Source organism: Puniceibacterium sp. IMCC21224 (genome assembly GCF_001038505.1).
Classification (GTDB): Bacteria; Pseudomonadota; Alphaproteobacteria; order Rhodobacterales; family Rhodobacteraceae; genus Puniceibacterium.
In genome coordinates this window covers 775,027-793,808 of the sequence record NZ_LDPY01000001.1, presented here as the reverse complement: position 1 = coordinate 793,808, position 18,782 = coordinate 775,027, and the positions used below count along the sequence as shown (strand labels likewise).

The 18,782-nt window shown below is 60.0% G+C and carries 14 protein-coding genes and 1 pseudogene; 7 read left to right on the top strand and 8 right to left on the bottom strand.

Features of this window, described 5'->3' with window-relative positions:
- Nucleotides 1-30: 30 nt before the first annotated feature.
- The 4 genes and pseudogenes from IMCC21224_RS03620 to pncA form a co-directional block, all read right to left on the bottom strand.
- A pseudogene (locus IMCC21224_RS03620) lies at nt 31-1,273 on the bottom strand (saccharopine dehydrogenase NADP-binding domain-containing protein).
- A gap of 76 nt (nt 1,274-1,349) precedes the next feature.
- On the bottom strand, nt 1,350-2,639 hold the full coding sequence (pncB, locus tag IMCC21224_RS03615; protein WP_047996848.1) for a nicotinate phosphoribosyltransferase: 1,290 nt from the start codon (nt 2,637-2,639) through the stop codon (nt 1,350-1,352).
- A complete protein-coding gene (locus IMCC21224_RS03610) occupies nt 2,576-4,912 on the bottom strand; it encodes a PAS domain-containing hybrid sensor histidine kinase/response regulator (RefSeq protein WP_231582011.1) in 2,337 nt (778 codons plus the stop codon). The genes pncB and IMCC21224_RS03610 overlap by 64 nt, the downstream gene beginning before the upstream one ends.
- Before the next feature lie 101 nt (nt 4,913-5,013).
- Entirely contained in the window at nt 5,014-5,607 is a 594-nt protein-coding gene (gene pncA, locus IMCC21224_RS03605) for a bifunctional nicotinamidase/pyrazinamidase (protein ID WP_047994184.1), read from the bottom strand.
- A 106-nt stretch (nt 5,608-5,713) separates the two neighbouring features.
- Between pncA and IMCC21224_RS03600 the strand changes: the two genes are divergently transcribed.
- Nucleotides 5,714-6,637, top strand: a complete 924-nt coding sequence (locus tag IMCC21224_RS03600; RefSeq protein WP_047994183.1) for a rhodanese-related sulfurtransferase — start codon at nt 5,714-5,716, stop codon at nt 6,635-6,637.
- Between the two features lie 19 nt (nt 6,638-6,656).
- Here IMCC21224_RS03600 and IMCC21224_RS03595 read toward each other — a convergent pair whose 3' ends face one another.
- Nucleotides 6,657-7,880 carry a CynX/NimT family MFS transporter gene (locus IMCC21224_RS03595; protein WP_047994182.1) on the bottom strand — a complete coding sequence of 408 codons (1,224 nt, stop codon included), beginning with the start codon at nt 7,878-7,880 and terminating at the stop codon, nt 6,657-6,659.
- Between the two features lie 112 nt (nt 7,881-7,992).
- Here IMCC21224_RS03595 and IMCC21224_RS03590 point away from each other — a divergent pair, with 112 nt between their 5' ends.
- Genes IMCC21224_RS03590 through IMCC21224_RS03580 form a run of 3 tightly spaced genes read left to right on the top strand, consistent with a single transcriptional unit; the run spans nt 7,993 to nt 10,999 of the window.
- Nucleotides 7,993-8,955 carry an aldose epimerase family protein gene (locus IMCC21224_RS03590; protein WP_053078881.1) on the top strand — a complete coding sequence of 321 codons (963 nt, stop codon included), beginning with the start codon at nt 7,993-7,995 and terminating at the stop codon, nt 8,953-8,955.
- A 39-nt stretch (nt 8,956-8,994) separates the two neighbouring features.
- A complete protein-coding gene (gene eutB / locus IMCC21224_RS03585) occupies nt 8,995-10,014 on the top strand; it encodes a hydroxyectoine utilization dehydratase EutB (protein WP_231582010.1) in 1,020 nt (339 codons plus the stop codon).
- Nucleotides 10,004-10,999, top strand: a complete 996-nt coding sequence (locus tag IMCC21224_RS03580; RefSeq protein WP_047994180.1) for a cyclodeaminase — start codon at nt 10,004-10,006, stop codon at nt 10,997-10,999. The genes eutB and IMCC21224_RS03580 overlap by 11 nt, the downstream gene beginning before the upstream one ends.
- A 682-nt stretch (nt 11,000-11,681) precedes the next feature.
- Here IMCC21224_RS03580 and IMCC21224_RS03575 read toward each other — a convergent pair.
- The 3 genes from IMCC21224_RS03575 to IMCC21224_RS03565 all read right to left on the bottom strand — a co-directional run bounded on the left by IMCC21224_RS03575 (nt 11,682) and on the right by IMCC21224_RS03565 (nt 16,263).
- Nucleotides 11,682-11,966: a hypothetical protein gene (locus IMCC21224_RS03575; RefSeq protein WP_047994179.1), complete on the bottom strand. Its 285-nt coding sequence runs from the start codon at nt 11,964-11,966 to the stop codon at nt 11,682-11,684.
- Nucleotides 11,967-12,195: 229 nt separating this feature from the next.
- The gene (locus tag IMCC21224_RS03570; protein ID WP_047994178.1) at nt 12,196-12,876 is read right to left on the bottom strand and encodes a flagellar hook capping FlgD N-terminal domain-containing protein; all 681 of its coding nucleotides are present in this window, start codon (nt 12,874-12,876) and stop codon (nt 12,196-12,198) included.
- A 9-nt stretch (nt 12,877-12,885) separates the two neighbouring features.
- Complete coding sequence (locus tag IMCC21224_RS03565; protein WP_197089160.1) at nt 12,886-16,263, bottom strand: flagellar hook-length control protein FliK; 3,378 nt, start codon at nt 16,261-16,263, stop codon at nt 12,886-12,888.
- Between the two features lie 175 nt (nt 16,264-16,438).
- On the opposite strand from IMCC21224_RS03565, the gene IMCC21224_RS03560 reads away from it, so the two are divergent.
- From IMCC21224_RS03560 to IMCC21224_RS03550, 3 genes are all read left to right on the top strand, one after another.
- Entirely contained in the window at nt 16,439-16,744 is a 306-nt protein-coding gene (locus IMCC21224_RS03560) for a rod-binding protein (protein WP_047994176.1), read from the top strand.
- Nucleotides 16,737-17,144, top strand: coding sequence for a flagellar protein FlgN (locus tag IMCC21224_RS03555; protein WP_231582009.1), 408 nt, complete (start codon nt 16,737-16,739; stop codon nt 17,142-17,144). The genes IMCC21224_RS03560 and IMCC21224_RS03555 overlap by 8 nt, the downstream gene beginning before the upstream one ends.
- A gap of 212 nt (nt 17,145-17,356) precedes the next feature.
- Complete coding sequence (locus IMCC21224_RS03550; protein ID WP_047994175.1) at nt 17,357-18,718, top strand: flagellin; 1,362 nt, start codon at nt 17,357-17,359, stop codon at nt 18,716-18,718.
- Nucleotides 18,719-18,782: the final 64 nt, after the last annotated feature.

Below are 18,782 nucleotides of genomic sequence, written 5' to 3'. Positions count from 1 at the left end.
GGCGTGAAAAGCAGCAAGTGCCCGGGCTGGTCAGGTTGCCAGCACGTTGCGAAACTGCCACGGGTCACTTTTATCAATATCTTCGGGAAAATACTCCCATCGGTCGTGAAGCGGGGTCCAGTCGGTATAATGCACTTCGACCGGGCCAAGATAGGGTTTTTGCACCTCAAGACAGCGCGCGTGATCCATCTCGTCCGTCCCAACTATCCCGGCATTCGGGTTTTCAAGCGCCCAAACCATACCAGCCAGCACGGCGGAACTGACCTAGAGGCCCGTGGCGTTCTAGTACGGTGCCAGATCGCGGCTTTCCGCATTCGACAGACGTGACCCATACCAAAGCGCATTTTCCGGTGGCCGAACAGCAGTACCCCAAGCTCGTCGATGCCTTCGGCGATCTCGTCATCGGTCAGGATGTGGTGTTTGGTCTGTTGGCGGCCCGAACCGAACATCTCGTGCAGGGACAGCACGGCGGCGTCCGACTGATGATAGGCATAGTGGCAGGTCGGACGGAACTCGGGCGCGGCCGCGGCCCCCACGGTGAAATAGTCCGAGATCGAGATCGCTTCGTTATGGGTCAGCAAATAATCGAATTGCGGACCAGGGGTCGGACATCACGTGTGCACGCGGGTGATCGCACCGGGTCGATCCAGCCATATTCCGGCCTGACAGCCAGTGTCATAGGAATGGCCGTTCTCGGGAAACCAGGTCTCGTGCGTGCCCCAGCCCAGTTCGGCGCGCTGAAACCCTTCGGATATAAACCCCTCGACCGACCAGGTGTTCACAAAGACATTGCGCGGGCGGGGCAGACGGCGGGCCTGCGTGTCACGTTCCGCAATATGGACACCCTTGACGCCAAGCGTTTGCAGCAGCTTGGCCCAGTCGCCTCGTCATTGTTCTGAGTGTCAAAGTAGAATCCGGCCCAAGGTACGACCACCGTATCGATATACAGCACACCCAGCTCGCGGCAATATTTCATCAAATCGAGCGAGGAGGTATCTACCGACAGGTTGACGCAGAACCCTCTGCCCTCCCTGAACAACTCTCCCAAAACCTCGCGATAGTTTTATTTGGTTATGGCCACTTGTAGATGGTTCAGCCCATGCTGACGCAAGAAATTGGCCTGCCCGGCATTCGGTTCGATCACCGTCAACTTGTTGGCGTCACAGTCAAAATGCCGTTCGATCAACGGCCAGGTGCCTTTGCCGATCGAACCAAAGCCAATCATCACGATGGGGCCGTCGATGCGCCCATAAACTGGGTAAGTCTGGGTCATGTCATCCCCTCTGGGGTGCGTTCGGGACGCGTCCTAGAGTGTCATGTCGCCAAAAGGAACGGCAGTTCCTGTCGGATCAGACGACCACTTCGAATTCCTGCTGCGTACCGACGTCGAACACGCGCTTGTATCGGGCAATCTGATCGGCAGGGCCCATCGCCTTGCGGGGGTTGTCTGACAATTTCACTGTGGGGTTTCCATTCGCCGAGATTGCCTTGCAAACCAGACTAAAGGGCGCAAGCCGGTCATCCGGAGTCAGCCCCCGGAAATCATTGGTGAGAAGAGTGCCCCAGCCAAAGCTGACACGAACGCGCCCCAGAAACTGTTTGTGCAGTTCGAGGATCTTGTCCACGTCCAGACCATCGGAAAAGATCACCAGTTTATCGCGCGGATCTTCGCCGCGCTGCTGCCACCAGCGGATTGCGCGCTCTGCCCCTGTGGCCGGATCGCCGCTGTCGATGCGCATTCCGGTCCAGCCCGCCAGCCAGTCCGGCGCGTTGCGCAGGAAACCGTCGGTGCCAAATGTGTCGGGCAGAATGATCCGCAGATTGCCTTCGTGTTCCTCGTGCCAGTCGGCCAGAACATCGTAGGGCGCGCGAGACAACGCGGCATCATCAGGTGCCATTGCGGCATACACCATAGGCAATTCATGGGCGTTGGTGCCGATCGCCTCAAGATCGCGATTCTTGGCGATGAGGCAGTTGGATGTCCCGGTAAAGCGGCGGCCCAGCCCTTCGGTCATCGCCTGAACACACCAGTCCTGCCACAAAAAGGAATGCCGCCGCCGCGTTCCGAAATCGGCGATACGCAGATCGGGGACATCGCGCAGGTGCCCAACCTTTTCCCATAGCTTGGTCATGGCGCGGGCATAGAGCACCTGTAGTTCGAACCGCCCCATGTCATTCAGAACGGCGCGACCACGCAGCTCCATCAACACAGCAAGAGCCGGAATTTCCCATAGCATGACCTCTGGCCAGGCCCCCTCAAACGTCAGTTCATACTGATCGCCGACCCGCTCAAGGTGGTAGGGCGGCAACGACAGGTTTTCGAACCAGTCCATGAAATCCGGGCGAAACATCTGGCGTTTGCCATAAAAGGTGTTGCCGCGCATCCAGGTCGATTCACCACGTGTCAGCGACAGCGATCGGATATGGTCAAGCTGTTCACGCAATTCACCCTCATCGATCAGCCGCGCCAGCGGTATATCCGTTGACCGGTTTATGAGGCTGAACGTCACCTGCGTGTCCCGATTATTGCGGAACACCGACTGACACATCAGCAGCTTGTAAAAATCCGTGTCAATCAGGGACCGGACGATCGGGTCGATTTTCCATTTATGGTTCCAGACACGGGTTGCGATATCCACTGAGAGGCCTCATGCGTTGATCCGTGCCGTGATACGTCATGCGGCGGGTGGGTTCCAAGCGGTTTCTCCGCCCGCCAGTTCCGGTGCAACGCCTCGATCAGTTGCGACCTGCGGACCGGCTTTGACAGGAAATCATCCATGCCAGCCGCAAGACAGGCCACTCGATCGGATTCAAAAGCGTTTGCCGTCAGTGCCACGATGCGGGGTTGTGGCCGCTGGCGCGCCCGCAGCACCCGTGTCGCAGCTAACCCGTCGAGACCGGGCATCGAAATATCCATCAGGATCACATCGGGCCGAAGCTCTTGCTCTAGTCCCAGAACTTCGTGCCCGTCGCAGGCAAAACTGAGGTCGATCTGCAAATCCTTTAAGAAGCGCTCGATCAACAGGCGGTTGGTGCCATTGTCATCGGCCACCAACAGCCTGAGCCCGGCAAGGCTGTGTGTATAGCGGGTCCCCGAGACTGCGGGTTGGGAAGTCGTCTGTCCGGCAGCGTCGGCATCACGGCTGGTATGCCCAACCCGGAACCGTAGCGCAAACGCTGCCCCCGGACCGACGTGATCTACGTCCAGACTGAGATCGCCCCCCATGCGCTGTGCCAACTCGCGCGAGATTGCCAGCCCCAGTCCGGTACCACCAAAGGCGCGCGTCGTCTGGGTATCAACCTGCTCGAACTGCTCGAAAATCCGCTCTGCGTTTTCGGGTGCGACGCCAAAGCCAGTGTCGGTGACGCGAATATCGATCCGGTATCCCTGCGCTTCGGGCGTCGAGGTGACCCGCAATGTGACACCACCGCTGGTCGTAAATTTGACCGCGTTGCCCAGCAGATTTATTAGGATTTGGCGAAGCCGCCCAGCATCGCCCAGGACGGGATCAGGCAGCGCACTGTCGTGGCTTATGTCCAGATACAATTTTTTCTCGCGCGCGGCAGACCGCAGTACCTGTGCTGCATCGCGAATACAGGCCGCAAGACAAAATGGCGTCGACTCAACCCGCATCTTGTCGGCACCAAGTTTGGAATAGTCCAAAATATCATCGATGATCTTGAGCAACGCGCCGGCCGAGGTCCGGATGATCGCGGGGTATTGACGGTGCTCCTCGCTCAGATCCGCGTCGCTCAGCAGATCCGCCATGCCAATGATACCATTCATTGGCGTGCGAATTTCGTGGCTCATCGTGGCGAGGAACGCGGCCTTGGCGCGGGCGGCGTCCTGTGCCTTGTGCATTGCGTCGGCCAGCTGTCTGGCATGTTCTTTGGCGTCAGTCACATTGCGCTCAATGGCGACAACCACATCGACTGCGCCGTCCTCTCCCCTGACTGGCACGGAGTTGGAATCGATCCAGATCTGTTGCCCATCCTTTCTGTAATTCAGAATCTCGGATCGGATCGGCTGACCGGCACTGTTCGCCTCGCGAATGCTGCGAATGGTGTCCGGCGATGTCTCAGGTCCGTTGAGCAGATCACCGATACTGCAACCCTTTGCCTCAGCCGCCGAGTAACCGGTTATCCGGGTAAAGGCGGCGTTGGTCCATAGGATCGCCCCATCCAATCCGGAGATAACCACGCTGTCGTTGGCATGTCGTGCCACCAGCGACAATTGCCGCGCCTCGCGCTGAGTGTCGTGCAATTCGCTATTCGCAATCTCCAAGTTCCAGGCGCTTTGAAGCAACTCGCGGTTGTGGTGCAGGTTGCGCTCAAAGCTGCGGATCGTGAACGTCAAAAACATCCGCACCATGTAGATCATCATGGAGACCGCCAGAAAATTGTAGGCGTGATGCGCATCGAGAGACCTGGAAAGCGCAAATTCAATATTCAGAAACGCGCAACAGGTTCCAGCATAGATCCATAGCCGGAATCGCGCAGCTAGGGGATGAAACGGATAAGCCAGCCCGGCGTCCATCGCCGCCCCACTCAGAAACGCCAACGCGAAAAAGTCAGGATCCGAGTCCGGCAGCGCGAGCAGCGTGAACAGCACGCAGGCCGCAATGGTCAGCGCCTGAAACGCCGCCGAACCGCCGGTGATCTGTTCGATCCGCCGAAACTCCCAACCCTTGGCAATGAAATTCGGTACCTGGCGCAGCACAATCCAATCGACGCCCTCGCCCAGCAGGGCGAGGCTCAGCACTAGAATGCCAATATGGGGCGACACCAGAATCGCCAGTGCAAGAGACCCGACAACCGTCAGCACCTGCCGTGCAACGAAATGCGCCTGCCGCCCGTGCGCATAACGCAAGATCAGACCCTCGGGCGAATGACGCGCCTCAAAAGCTGCCATGCGTGCGTCAACTGAAGGAGCGGCAATCGCCATACATCAGACCCCGGATATTCACATGCTTACCCGAGTACCCCGCAGGGAGTTAAGAATTCGGCAACGACTCAGGACAAGGCCACACCGGCGCTGCGCATTTCAGCCAGTGCTGCCGCCAAAGAACCGCCAACATCGATACCGCGCGCAGCGGATTGCACCAAAGTGACAGCATACCCAGCCCGCACAGCATCCAACGCTGAATGATGGACGCAAAAATCCGTTGCGAGGCCCACCATCGTCAGCGTGTCGATGCCGCGCGCCCGCAGATATCCGTCCAGCCCCGTCGGCGTCTGGCGGTCATTCTCGAAAAACGCCGAATAGCTGTCAATCGCGGCGCGGAATCCCTTGCGGATAATCAGATCGGCACGGTGGGTGTCCAGGTCCGGATGAAATTCCGCCCCCTTTGATCCCTGAACGCAATGGTCGGGCCAAAGCACCTGCGGCCCATACGGCATCTCGGTTAACTCCAGCGGGGCCTTGCCCGGATGCTGACTGGCAAAGGACGAATGGCCCGCCGGGTGCCAATCCTGTGTCAGAACCACCGCGTCAAAATCCGCCATCATGGCGTTGATCGGTGCGACAACCTCGTCGCCTTCGGCCACGGCCAGAGCACCGCCGGGGCAAAAATCATTCTGGACGTCAATCACGATCAGCGCCTGCATATCCGTCTCCCTTATGCGGTGCCTCAGGGGTAGGCATCGCGGCGGCAACGGTCAAGCTGGTGTCGGCAGGCTTGATCCCGGCGATCCGTCAGCTTAGATCGCTGGCATGTTCAAGGTCGCCGCCCTCTATCATTTTACCCGCATCCCGGACCCCGCCGCATGGCAGGCGCCGCTGCACGCGTTCTGCCAGTCGCAGAATGTGACCGGCACGCTGCTGCTGGCGCATGAGGGGATCAACGGAACCATAGCGGGGCCAGCGGACGGAATTGACGCGGTTCTGACGCATCTGCGGACCCTGCCGGGGCTGGAGGCGCTGGACTGGAAAACATCGACCGCGCAGGATCGCCCATTCGCCCGCTTGAAGGTCCGGCTCAAGCGTGAGATCGTGACCATGGGGCAGCCGGATGTCGATCCGCTGGCCGGGACCGGGCATTACGTTGATCCGGCAGACTGGAACGCGCTGATCACCGCACCGGATGTGGCGGTGATCGACACCCGCAACGCCTACGAGGTCAGCATCGGCACGTTTGACGGCGCGATCGACCCACAAACCGAACGGTTTCGGGATTTCCCGGCCTGGTGGGAGGCGAACAAACATCGATTTCACAACAAACGCATCGCGATGTTTTGCACCGGCGGCATTCGCTGCGAAAAATCCACCAACTATCTTCTGGGGCAAGGCGTCGACGAGGTGTACCACCTCAGGGGCGGCATCCTGAAATACCTCGAAGAGGTGCCACAGGATCAGAGCACATGGCAGGGCGATTGCTTTGTCTTTGATGGCCGCGTTTCGGTCGGACATGGCCTAAGCGAGGGGCCGCATCTGCTGTGCCATGCCTGCCGCCTGCCGATCCTACCCAAAGATCGCAACCGCCCCGAATACGAGGTGGGCGTGTCCTGCCACCTGTGCGCTGACAAGACATCCGACGCGGACAAGGCCCGGTTTAGGGAACGGCAAAAACAGATCCGCCTTGCCGAAGGGCGCGGTGAACGGCATCTGCACGCTGATATCCCCGACGATACCCGTTAGGTCCAGCCCGGCCTCTTGATCACGCAACCGAAGCGTTCAGCCGTTGCCCCCGTTGCCCGCGCAACAGGATTACGATCATGATAGCGATATTCAGGCCGTTCCAGGCGATGCCGTTCAGGAACGCCCATTCGTAGCTACCGGTCACGTCATAGATCACACCTGACATCCAACCGCCCAGCGCCATGCCCATGATCGTCATCATCAAAACGAATCCGACGCGGGCGCCGGCCTCGCGGGCGGGCATATATTCCCGCACGATCAGGGCATACGAGGGCACGATTCCGCCCTGGCTCAGCCCAAACACCAGGCTGACCATATAGAGCGACACCAACCCTCCTGCAGGGAGGTAAAGAAACAACGCCAGACATTGCAGCGTGGAGCCGATCAGCAACGTGCGAACGCCGCCCAACCGGTCCGCCATCACACCCGATATCAGTCGCGACACCACGCCGCCCAGCAACATCAGTGACAGCATCTCGGTTCCGGCAACCGCGCCAAACCCCATATCAACGCAGAGCGAGACGATATGGACCTGCGGCATCGACATCGCCACGCAACAGCCAACGCCTGCCAGCCCCAGCATCACTTGCAACTGGCGCGGTGTGAACCCGGTGGCGCGGGCACGAGTCGAGGCTTGGGCCTCGGCGGCCTGCGTCGCGTCTTCGGGAACCCGGCGGCGCAGCAGCAGGGCCAGCGGCAGCATGATCAGCAGCGTCAGCACCGCCAGCGCCGAGTAGATCCAGCGCCATCCGGCGTCTGCCGCAAACCAGCCCAGCAGCGCCGGCCAGATCGCCCCGGACAGATAGTTCCCCGATGCGGCGACAGCCACGGCAATCCCGCGCCGCGCCATGAACCACTGTGAAATGTCGGCAATCAGCGGCCCGAAACAGGACGCCGTGCCAAATCCGACGGCAATCTGCACCAGGCTCAGCACAGCGATCGAAGGGCTCAGCGCCGCCGCGGCATAGCTGGCCGCGATCAACAACGCCGCGCCGATCAACGACAGGCTCATGCCCCAGCAGTCGACCGCGCGACCAATCAGCAGGTTGCCCAGCGCAAAGCCGATCATGGTAGTGGTATAGGGCAGCGACGCCTCGGCCCGGCCTGCACCAAATTCGGCCTCGACCGCTGGCATGATGACGATGATCGCCCACATGCCGACATTGCCCATGACGGCAATCAACAGGGTCACACCCAGACGAATCCAGGAATAGCGGCTGTCAAAAATAGATGTCGTGCTCATGCGCGCACCCTATGCCGCTTTGCCGCGGATGGTATAGCCGGAAAGCGACCACAACGGTTTGACGTCGCCTCGCTTCGGGCACAGTGTAGCAGCGACAGCAGGAGCAGCGCAGATGACCCAAGACACCCCGATCGAACGCCACGTTCTGCAGGATGGCGATGTGCGTATCGCTGTCCTGTCAATGGGCTGCGCAGTGCAGGATTGGCAGGTCGGCGACACCCATGTCGTACTGGGCTACGCCAACCCCGAGGATTACCGCACCAACCCAGTTGCCATGGGCACAGTCTGCGGGCGCGTCGTGAACCGGATCCGCAACGCCCGGTTTGACATCGACGGAACCACCTACCGACTGCCCGCCAATTCAGGCCCGAACCATATTCACGGCGGCCCCGGTGGGCTGGGCCTGAGCAACTGGCAAATGGACCGGGACGGCGCCCGCGCCGTGCTGCTGCGCCACCACTCGACAGATCTGGATCAGGGATATCCGGGGGCGGTCGATTTCAGCGTCGAAATGCGGCTTGATGGGCACCGTCTGACCTACATTATGACGGGCACGCCGTCGCAAAAGACGCCGATCAACCTGGCCCAGCACATTTATTTCAATCTGATGGGCAACGGCACGGTACGCGATCACGTCCTGCGTATTGACGCCGACACCTACACCCCCAATGCCGCCGACAACATGCCGATGGGCCGGATCGACCCGGTCGATGGCACACGTTATGACTTTCGCACGCCCAAGCGGCTCGAAGATGCCGACCAAGAGCGCGCTGGATGGGACGGCAATCTGCTGCTGAACCAGACGACACAGCCCAAGGCCGAGGTCACCGCCCCCAACGGCATGCGTCTGCGGCTCTGGTCGCAGGAACGTGGTCTTCAGCTCTATACCTCGAACACGCTCGGGCCACATGGCAGCCCGCTGCCCGGCCCCCCACATGCACCGTTTGCCGGGATCTGTCTTGAAGCGCAGGGGATGCCGGTGGCGTTTGGCACCGATGCGCTGGAACAAAGCCTGTGTGAGCCGGGCCGCGATTATTTTCAGAAACTCGAGATCGAGATTGCGCCGGATGCCTGATCGTCTGTCTGGGTATCTGTTGTGACTATGAGAGGCATCGTGACAACGCCCACGCCCTTGGTGACACCGGCTGACATTTTACGCGCGGCGCATGTGCTGCGCGGTGTGGCTGACAATACGCCCATGGTGCCATCGCCTTATATGCAGACCACCTACGGACAGCCCTTCTGGCTCAAGCTGGAAACCGCTCAGCCCATCGGTGCTTTCAAACTCCGTGGTGCGGTCAATGCTGTCGCGACCCTGCCGGACACGGTAACAGGCGTGACCTGCTGTTCAACTGGCAACCACGGGCGCGGCGTCGCCTGGGCTGCGGCCCGGACAGGGCTGCGCGCGGTGATCTGCATGTCCGCCCTTGTGCCACAGACCAAGATCGACGGCATTCGCGCCCTTGGGGCAGAGGTTCGCATTACCGGCACCTCTCAGGACGATGCGCAGGCGGAATGCCTGCGGCTGGTCGCCCAAGAAGGGCTGGTCGAAATTCCGCCCTTTGACGATCCGAATGTGATCGCAGGACAAGGCACCATCGGCTTCGAGATGCTGCGTCAGGTGCCAGACCTCGAAACCCTGCTGGTTCCTCTTTCTGGCGGTGGTCTGGCGGCGGGGGTTGCCTGTGCCGCCAAGGCGCTGAAACCCGGGATCAGGCTGGTCGGCGTCAGCATGGATCGCGGTGCCGCAATGGAGCAAAGCATTCGTGCCGGGCACCCGGTCGGCGTGACCGAAGTCGCCAGTCTGGCCGACAGCCTGGGAGGCGGCATCGGCGCGGGCAACCGGCTGACCTTGCCGATGTGCCGCGACTTTCTGGACGATGTGGTGCTGGTGTCCGAGGACGAGATTTATCGCGCGCTACAAACCCTGTTTTACGAGGAACGTATAATCGCCGAAGGTGCCAGTGTCGTCGGCATCGCCGCGGTTCAGGCCGGCAAGGTCGCACCGAGTGGCCCGCTCGGGACGATCCTGACGGGGCGCAATCTGGATATGCCGATGCTGTCACGGATCGTGACCGGGCAGGATGTGACCCTGGGTGACGTAACGATAAAAGGAAGCGCCTATGCCGGATGACATCCGCATCCTGACCGAGGCTGACCTGCGCAAGGCGGTCACGCTTGATCTCGGGCTGGTCGATGTGATCGAACGGGCGTTTGTGGCGCTGGCGCAGGGCGGCGTGGTTATGCCGCCGGTGCTGTCAATGGACCTTGCCACGCAGAACGGCGAGGTGGATATCAAGACCGCCTGCATCCCCGGCTTTGACAGTTTTGCGATCAAGATCAGCACCGGTTTCTTTGGCAATGCCGCGCTGGGCCTGCCCAGCCTGAGCGGGCTGATGGTGGTGTTTTCTGCACACACTGGTCAGGTTCGGGCGGTGCTGCTCGACAATGGCTATCTGACGGATCTGCGGACTGCCGCCGCTGGTGCCGTGGCAGCGCGACATTTGGCCCCGGCAGACGTCTCTACGGCGGGCGTGATCGGGACCGGTCTGCAAGCACGATTGCAGATGCAAGCGGCACATCTGGTCCGCCCGTTCACTCAGGCGCTGGTCTGGGGACGGGACGCCGACAAGGCCGCGCTCTGCGCCGATGATCTGTCTCGCACTCTTGGCATCCCCGCCCAAGCCGTGGTCGATGCGGAGGAGCTCGTCATGCGGTCGCAGCTTGTGATCACGACCACTCCGGCCCGCGCACCGGTTCTTCAGGCGGAATGGCTGCATCCGGGATTGCATGTCACCGCCATGGGCGCCGACGCGCCGGACAAGAACGAGATAGCGCCACAGGCGCTTGTCCGCGCCGACCTCTACGCGGCGGACCGGCTGTCACAGGTCGAAGTCCTGGGTGAATTTCGATCCGCGCTGGCGGCCGGCCTCTGGACCAAAGCGCCGCCGCCAGAACTCGGTACGATCATTGTTGGCCAGGTGCCGGGCCGAGTTGATCAACAGGCGATCACGATCGCCGATCTGACTGGCACCGGCGCTCAGGACACGGCCATAGCCAGCCACGTCCTTGGCCAGTCGGTTCGAATTGATACGACGGCTCGCCACTTGTCGGACTGAAACCCACCTTTGGGGGTTGATTGGCGCCTCCGCGATTAGAACATTGGCACAAGCGACGGCTTGCAACCTGCTGATCTTTGGCGGGCAAGCGCATGGCACAGCCCACGCTGGCGCAGGAAGCAACCGCGGCCAAGCTGGCGCACTGGTGGGCGATACATCCCGTCGCCCCATGCATCAAAACCTGTCCGACCCCGTTGTGGCAAGCAGGCAAACGATGCCGGGCCAGTATAAATCTTAACAGGTGGCTGCCGCTCACGCTGAGATACCCGTGTGTCTGCCTGCGTCGGGCTCGCTGACAAAGACTGGCTGCCACGGCGCACCCCCGGGTCAGGCTTCACGATTTCGAATGCCGAGAGTTTGTCAGAAGATCCAGATTATATCCTTCGCCAGATCGGCCTGCAGTCATCGTGAAATTTTCGCGGGCCTCTAAGTATTGGGACACCTAATTGACTGACGACTTCACGCCATCGCCCCACCCGAGCCACCTGCGGGATCCTCGACTTGGGATTCCATCCTATTCGATGTCCGAGACTGCGATGCGATTCCGGTTATACACTGGTTTGTCATCAGCAGAGTGGCGTTGAGGAATGACATTGCTCGAATGCATCCGGTGTTCGGCGGGCGGCTGACGGCCAGCGCATCGTGCAGGAACCTCAGAAAGGGCGACTGGCCACCGCGCGACTCAGGCGACGACAAGGCTTTCTGACGCAAGTGAGGGCAAATGCCGGCCCCTTCCGTCCAGCCGGTGTAAATTCTCGGACGGACCGTGCCTATGATCGGTCGGCTTTTGTGGTTGTGCTGAGAATGGGGGAATCTCATCGCCGTCGATCTGGGCAAATGCCTCGACCATCTTGTGACGGTTCGATGTCTGCCATTCGTCGCTCTCCTTGAACAGGACGATGCTGATCGAGTGTAGGACAAAGGCCGCGTTCGGGAATATCCCGGCGCCAACTGCGCAACGTTTCACCTCCTAGTTCAGGTCCTCAACTGGATTGGTGGGGTGCGGGCCGGCGAAAGCGGTGAATATATCCCTAATATATCCGTCCAAAGCATAGGAAGACGCATTGTGGGCCAATCAAACCCCTGGCTGTGAAACGATGCCGAAACACGGTGCCATGTCATACCTGCGCCCGCGATGACATCCGGCGTCGGGTGAATTGATGCAAACGCACATTTGGTCAACCGCTATGATGCAATCAGTCTGACGCACGCAAGCCTGTTACCAGTGACGATTCGAGTTCTGTGCCATCCGATAGCCGCAAGAGTACGACATCACCGCTGATCCGCGCCTCTTCGATCCGGCTGAAAACCGGCGCGATAGTCGTATCTACCAGGCTGTCGTTCTGGTAGCTTTCCACATCAAACCGGTAGATTCCTGCGGGATAGAGTGTGCCGCTGTCATCGACACCGGCCCATTGCGCTGAATCCTCTGAGAGATCGAGTGTCAGCCTCTGTACTGTGGCGCCAGACGCATCGCGCACCACAAGCACCGCCGCGTCGGCCCCAGAGGCAAATTCGGGACGCAAATTGACCGGACTACCCGCGAATTCGACCGGCGCACGGGCCAACGCTTCCATTCCGATCCATCCCGAAAGTTTCTGCATGGAGCCGCCAGTCAGTGCCGAGCTCAGGCTACTGAGCAGATCGTTGGTCAACACCTGCTGCTCAACCGACGAGAATGTTGCCAATTGCACTGCGTAATCCGAGGAATCGACCGGGTTCAGAGGATCTTGATTCTGCATCTGAACGGTCAGCATGCGCAGAAACGTCTCGAAATCCGAACTCAGCGTGGTCGAGCCAGAGGCCTCCGTTGCCTGTTTCGTGGTCGTCATGGATTTGGTGGCGCTATAGGCGGGGGGGATCTGGGTCAGTTCCATGTTGGCTCCTTACAAGCGGATGTCGAGGCCGTCGCTGATATGCGCAACGGGCTGAGATGTTTGCGGCGGGGGGGCGACGCTGGTGGGGGTATTTGACGCCTCGGCCTCTGAATCTCTCTGAGCGCCCAAGTTCGTCCCGCCCTGTCCGGACTGGCCGAACGAAAAGGAAACGCTGGTATATCCCAGTTGCGTCAAATCACGCTGCAGTTGGTCGATGTTGCGACGTAAAAGGTCCAACGTCTCGGGGCGTTCCGAAGTGATGTTCATCACGATTCCCTGATCAGACGTCACCATCTGCATTCTGACCCGTCCCAGCTCTTCGGGGTTGAGGCGCAGTTCCACAGGCCCATCCTTGAGCAGCGTAGCCGCCTCAACCAGCTGCCGCAGGACAGCGCCAGAGGTATCGTGGCGTGAATATGCCGCCACAACCGGCGCGGATGCGGATGCACCACTTCGCCCCTCGGTGGTCGAAAGGCCCAGAGATTGCAGACCCGCATCTTCATCGCGGCTTTTTGGCTCTGGACTCTGCGTCGCCTCGGATTCTGTAATCGGGGCAGGAATCCCTGCCTGTACCGGCGCCTGCGCCTGAGTCATGCGCGGTTGCCACCGCTTTCTGATATCCGGCGAGTCCGCGGGGCGGGATGCCACCGAAACGTCGATGTCGCGGTTGGTCGCCCGCACCCGATCCGAATCACTCTCGGACAGGAGCGGTCTGCGGTTTTCCGTCGCTTCGGACGACGTCACTGAGGTCGTATTTACTGCGGTGTCCGGTTGTGCTGACGGCCGTGCATCGGGGTGCATCGGCAACGCGGCTGTGCTCCGATCGGGTGTAGACAGGACATCTGAATGCGAAATGCTATGCGCTGCAACGGCCGGAGCGGGGCGACTAGGAACCGATGTTTCGGTCTTGTTTCTGCGGTCTGAAGATCGTCCCGAACTTTCCGCGTTTACTGCGATAGAAGCCGTAGTGCCACCGCCGCGCGTTGGCGTCGCGTCAGGAGTATCTACCGTTACCCGTGATGTAGCGGCCGCCTTCATGTGCACCTGTTCCGACGCGATCCTGACATCTGCGACAGGTTCTTTGCCAGCCGGGCGAACGTCGTTTCCAGACGCTGGCTGGTTTAGCTCCTCTGAAATCAGCCCCAAGCCTGGGACAGTCGGTATCCTTCGACCTTCCTTTGCAACATTCATCACTTCCGTTTCAAGCAGATCAGGCTTGGCCAGCTCCAAAGGTATTGATTTGGCGGTCAAGGCACTCTTGCCGTAGACGTTTGAAGTGATTTGGACCGTCGGCAATTCGGATTCAGTCGCCACATCGCGCTGAATCTGCGGATGAGCCTCAACCGGACGCCAGCGCGCTGTCGGCGTCACCACCGGTCGCCAGGCTTCGACTTGATTGCTATCGAGCGTCGGGACAATGAGTGGCGGGCGCGACCCTGCTATAGCAGAGGGTTCGATTGGCTTGGGTCGATCTACTGTCGCGCGATCTACAATCCTTGGCGTCGCCCGCCTGGAAACGGAATTCCCGGCGTCAAGAATCGCGCCAGTGTCACGGTTCGGTTCCGCCAAAGGTTGGGGGGCCAGTGCGTGAACCGTTGCAGCCCTTTCGGAATGAACTGCCGCTGACCCGCCATTTTTCACAAGCGCCACAGGCGCACCTGAACCTCTCTCGGAAGTCGACGCTTCTGACGACGCGCGGGGGACCGCCCCCACTCGATCAATGGGTTCACGAATCGTTTGAACCGACGCCTTATCAACGGCGGGGGGCGCATTGCCTTTGGAACGAAACGGTTGCGCTTGCGCTGACAATTTGGGCGATTGAATCTGCGATTCGCCCAATATCTGTAGTTCCATCGTGGTCGCCCGTGCCTGGGGTGGCTGCGCACCATTCAACGGTTCCAAAAAAGACGTCCGAGCGCCGCGGACTGAACCTTGCTGCCGTACCAACGTTGCAACGTCCTGTGGCAGCCGCGGCTGGCCTGTGTCGATACCTGGGCTGCGCTGCAAGTATGCGTTAGGTCGGGTTTTCGATACCCTCTCCTTCGTTTCAGAAGTGAAGACGAAACTCGAATCCCGCGTGATCTGTGGAGAATCTGGGGCTCCGCTTTGGCTGTATCCTGTCCCCTGAACCAACAGAGACGGCGACGCTGATTCTGCCCGAAGTGGCGATGAGCGCGAACCAGCTGCTGACGTGATGTCCGCAGATGCCGATCGCAATTCTGGAATGCCTTCGTGGCGAAGCTGAGCTGCCGGTTCGGCTCTGCCCTCCGGCACGTTTCCGCGCGTGGTGGTTATCAGGCTTTGCGCCGCTTTCACCCCAACTTGGGGGCGATCTGGAACGAATCTATCAGTAAATCTTTTTTCCTCGCCCTGCGCCGACTCTTGAGCCATCTCAGACGGCGTCCGAAATGGCGGCCGGCGCAGGTCGTGCGCGATATGCGTAGGTACGGAGATTTCCGGACGTTTCGGTTCGGTTTTGGCGTTCAATGGATCGCCGCCAGTGGATTTCGAACTCGAAGACTGGCCATGCGAAAAGTCGGATTGGTCCGGGATAGAATCGGCTATGGCGGGTGGTAGGCCATCACTACGGGTCGCTGCCGGTCGCGATGTTACGTAATGCGGATCACGCACGACACGAATATTCTGGCGAGTCGCATTTTCATCCGACGACTTGCTGCCCGAACGCAGCATTTCAGTCGTCTCAGAAACCGCCTGAGATTCGGCGGTTTCACGCAACCGGTTTGCAGCACTATCGGTGTGTGTCGGCGCGCCGTGTCGGCCTGACATCGACGGTTTCCGCCTTATCTCGCCCGAAAAAGACCTCTGAAGATCTGCACCATCCCTGCCAGACACCGGCGCAGCTGATAGATCCGCGGCGATAAAACCCTGCGCTTTGACCTCAGAGAGATCGAGCATCCGCTTCACGGGCGCTTGCGCCTCCAAGGATTGGGGGGACAATGTTGCGGGGCTATTTTCTGCGGTGCTTTCGGGTCGTGCCCGACCGCCAGGCAAAATAACGGTGGGCGTTTCTTCATCCACATCATTGGGTTGGATGGGCATCCCGATCAGATCCCGCTGCAGCACTCTGGGGGCACCACCCGGCTGATTTGGCGGCAATGCCGTTGGCTGCAGCCCGAATTCCGGCGGCATCGGCAGTGTAACCCGAGGACCAATCTCTGGATCGTCGCTGTTCTCATTGTACTCTGCGCCGACTGTATCCCCTGTCGCGAATTTCGCCTCGGTCCGCACTTCGACAGAAACCACATCCGATGGCTTCTGGTGGGGAACGGTTTCCTCGGAAAGACCACTCTCCGGATTGGACGACTGCCCGCCAAGCTCGCTAAAGATGCCCGCGAACCCCGACGCCTCGCCTTCGGGCTCTGGCATCGGTGTGTCTGCGGGTGCCGCAAATAGGCCCCGTGACAACAGGGCAGTGAGACTGCTCAACATGATCGCTCCCAGGAATTCTTCCGTGGACACCGGGATAGCGGCAACATCCTTACCAGTTCTTTACCGACTCTGACGCTTAATCCTGAAATTGCCTCGAATTGGAGCGAACCAGATGGACCTGCCCCCGATCCCCCCCTTGACGCCACGGTCGCGCACAACGCCGGGCGCGCCTACAGGCCAAAGCGAACGTGACGCATCGCTGTGGTCCGCCGCTCGGAGCCTTGAAGCGACGTTCCTGAGCGAGATGCTCAAGACCGCTGGTCTAGGAGAAGTCAGCGACACGTTCGGTGGCGGCGAGGGAGAGGAGCATTTTGCCTCTTTCCTGCGCGATGAACAGGCGCGCGCCATGGTGGCAAAGGGCGGCATCGGCTTGGCCGAGTCGCTATATCATTCACTAAAGGACAGAGACCATGAATAATACAACTGACACGTCCAACCCCTCAGAACTCAGCGGATCGGAATCCGCCCAGGACATCACCACAATTATGGACGCGCTCGACACCTTGCTAGAAGAGGAACGGGTCGCTCTACTGGCTGGCGAGTTTTTGCAAGTCGACACGCTGATGCGACGCAAGGAAGCCCTGATCGACGCCCTCAAAAATGCCGACGCCCCAATCAAAGAAGATCTGCAGCCGCTACATATCAAGCTAGGGCGCAACCAGGTTCTGTTCGATCACGCGCTAGAAGGTATCCGCAACGTCGCCAGTCGACTCGGCACACTGCGCCAGTTGCGCAAATCTCTGGACACTTATGATGAGCATGGGCGCAAATCGTCTATTGCTGCTCCGGATCTGAGCAGGCTGGAGAAGCGCGCATAAGGTCAGGTTTGACTAAAATCCATGCAATTCGGCTGGTGGCGATTAGCACTCCGTTAGGACTGGAAAGCGCAAGGTGAGAAGGCATCCAGAGGGGTGGCGCAGGGGTCGCAACGCGGTTTTTGCAGGTGTCAGAAGACCCGTTCAAACGCCTCGAACGGCGACATCCAAACCAGGCGCAAAAGCGCCAAACGAACTGCAAGGATTAAAACGACATGTCAAGCATGCTGACCAACAATGGCGCAATGGTTGCGCTTCAGACGCTGAAATCCATCAACTCCAACCTCGGCACAGTCCAGAACCAGATCTCGACCGGCAAGAACATTGCGAACGCCAAGGACAACTCGGCGATCTGGGCGATTTCCAAGGTCATGGAATCGGACGTACAGGGCTTCAAAGGGATCACGGACAGCCTCAATCTGGGTGAATCGACCGTTGCTGTGGCTCGTTCGGCCGCAGAAACTGTGACAGACCTTCTGACCCAGATGAAAGGCAAGATCGTTGCGGCACAGGAATCCAACGTAGACCGTGTCAAAATCCAGGCTGACATCACCGCTTTGCGGGATCAGATCGGATCGGTCACCGGCGCCGCGCAGTTCAATGGCCTGAGTCTCCTTGATCTTGAAAATGTGACCCCGGCCGGAACCTCCGCAACCAATACCATCGCCGAGCAAATCAAAAACAGCAACAGTGGCACGGTCAATATCCTGTCGTCTCTGGATCGCTCGGGCAGTGGGGTGGCCTCTTCCTCCATTGGTATAACGAAGCAGTCGCTGAGCCAGACAGCTCAGGTCGCGGGCACCGTCGTGGCATCTGCCACGACAATCAACACAACCGCAGCTGCGAGCAGCACAGCAACGCTTGCCGCACCGGCTGGGTCCACAGTGACGTTCGCTATCAACGGCGATGTCACAAACACGCTGCGTGGTGGCGCCCGCGTCCTCGCCGGTGATACATACACTTTTGCGGCTACTGGCTTTGACAAACTTTCGGTTGCGGCGGGCACTGACATCACGGCTGCCGTCTCGTATGTGGCGAAGGCCGGTGACACCACAGAAGATATCGCCAAAGGCATGGCGTCCCAGATCAACGTCGCTCTGACCAAAGCCGGGTATGGGGACGACTACGCCGCAAGCTACTCGAATGACGGCGACTCGACCGCCACCTTGACCATCACCAACAACTCCGGTGTGGCTGGCGCAGCGGCGTTCGCTGCCACGGACTTTGTCGTAACCTCCGGCGGTACATCCGGCGGCGGTTTGGATCAGATGGCCGATTTGGACGTCAGCACCGAAGACAGCGCAAAGGCAGCGCTGATCGTGATCGAGGATCTGATCCAAACTTCGATCGACTCGGCCGCCGCCTTCGGCTCGGCCCAGGGCCGTATCGAAACGCAGTCGGAATTCGTCTCCAGCCTGACCGACTCGCTCAAGTCCGGCATCGGTTCGCTGGTTGACGCCGACATGGAGGAGGCATCCGCCCGTCTCCAGGCGCTCCAGGTGCAGCAGCAGCTGGGTGTTCAGGCCCTGTCGATTGCCAATCAGGCTCCGCAGCAGCTTCTGTCACTGTTCCGGTAACCGGTCCTTCGGGGGCCGTCGCAACGCGGCCTCCGATTTCCGTTTCCCGCCCTGAATCATTTAA

Excerpts from the sequence above, each read along its gene's own strand:
- IMCC21224_RS03565 (WP_197089160.1), bottom strand. The coding sequence starts at position 16,263 with ATGCCAGAGCCCGAAGGCGAGGCGTCGGGGTTCGCGGGCATCTTTAGC.
- IMCC21224_RS03555 (WP_231582009.1), top strand. The coding sequence starts at position 16,737 with ATGAATAATACAACTGACACGTCCAACCCCTCAGAACTCAGCGGATCG.
- IMCC21224_RS03560 (WP_047994176.1), top strand. The coding sequence starts at position 16,439 with ATGGACCTGCCCCCGATCCCCCCCTTGACGCCACGGTCGCGCACAACG.
- pncA (WP_047994184.1), bottom strand. The coding sequence starts at position 5,607 with ATGCAGGCGCTGATCGTGATTGACGTCCAGAATGATTTTTGCCCCGGC.
- IMCC21224_RS03580 (WP_047994180.1), top strand. The coding sequence starts at position 10,004 with ATGCCGGATGACATCCGCATCCTGACCGAGGCTGACCTGCGCAAGGCG.
- IMCC21224_RS03600 (WP_047994183.1), top strand. The coding sequence starts at position 5,714 with ATGTTCAAGGTCGCCGCCCTCTATCATTTTACCCGCATCCCGGACCCC.
- IMCC21224_RS03550 (WP_047994175.1), top strand. The coding sequence starts at position 17,357 with ATGTCAAGCATGCTGACCAACAATGGCGCAATGGTTGCGCTTCAGACG.
- IMCC21224_RS03570 (WP_047994178.1), bottom strand. The coding sequence starts at position 12,876 with ATGGAACTGACCCAGATCCCCCCCGCCTATAGCGCCACCAAATCCATG.
- IMCC21224_RS03590 (WP_053078881.1), top strand. The coding sequence starts at position 7,993 with ATGACCCAAGACACCCCGATCGAACGCCACGTTCTGCAGGATGGCGAT.
- IMCC21224_RS03610 (WP_231582011.1), bottom strand. The coding sequence starts at position 4,912 with ATGGCAGCTTTTGAGGCGCGTCATTCGCCCGAGGGTCTGATCTTGCGT.
- IMCC21224_RS03595 (WP_047994182.1), bottom strand. The coding sequence starts at position 7,880 with ATGAGCACGACATCTATTTTTGACAGCCGCTATTCCTGGATTCGTCTG.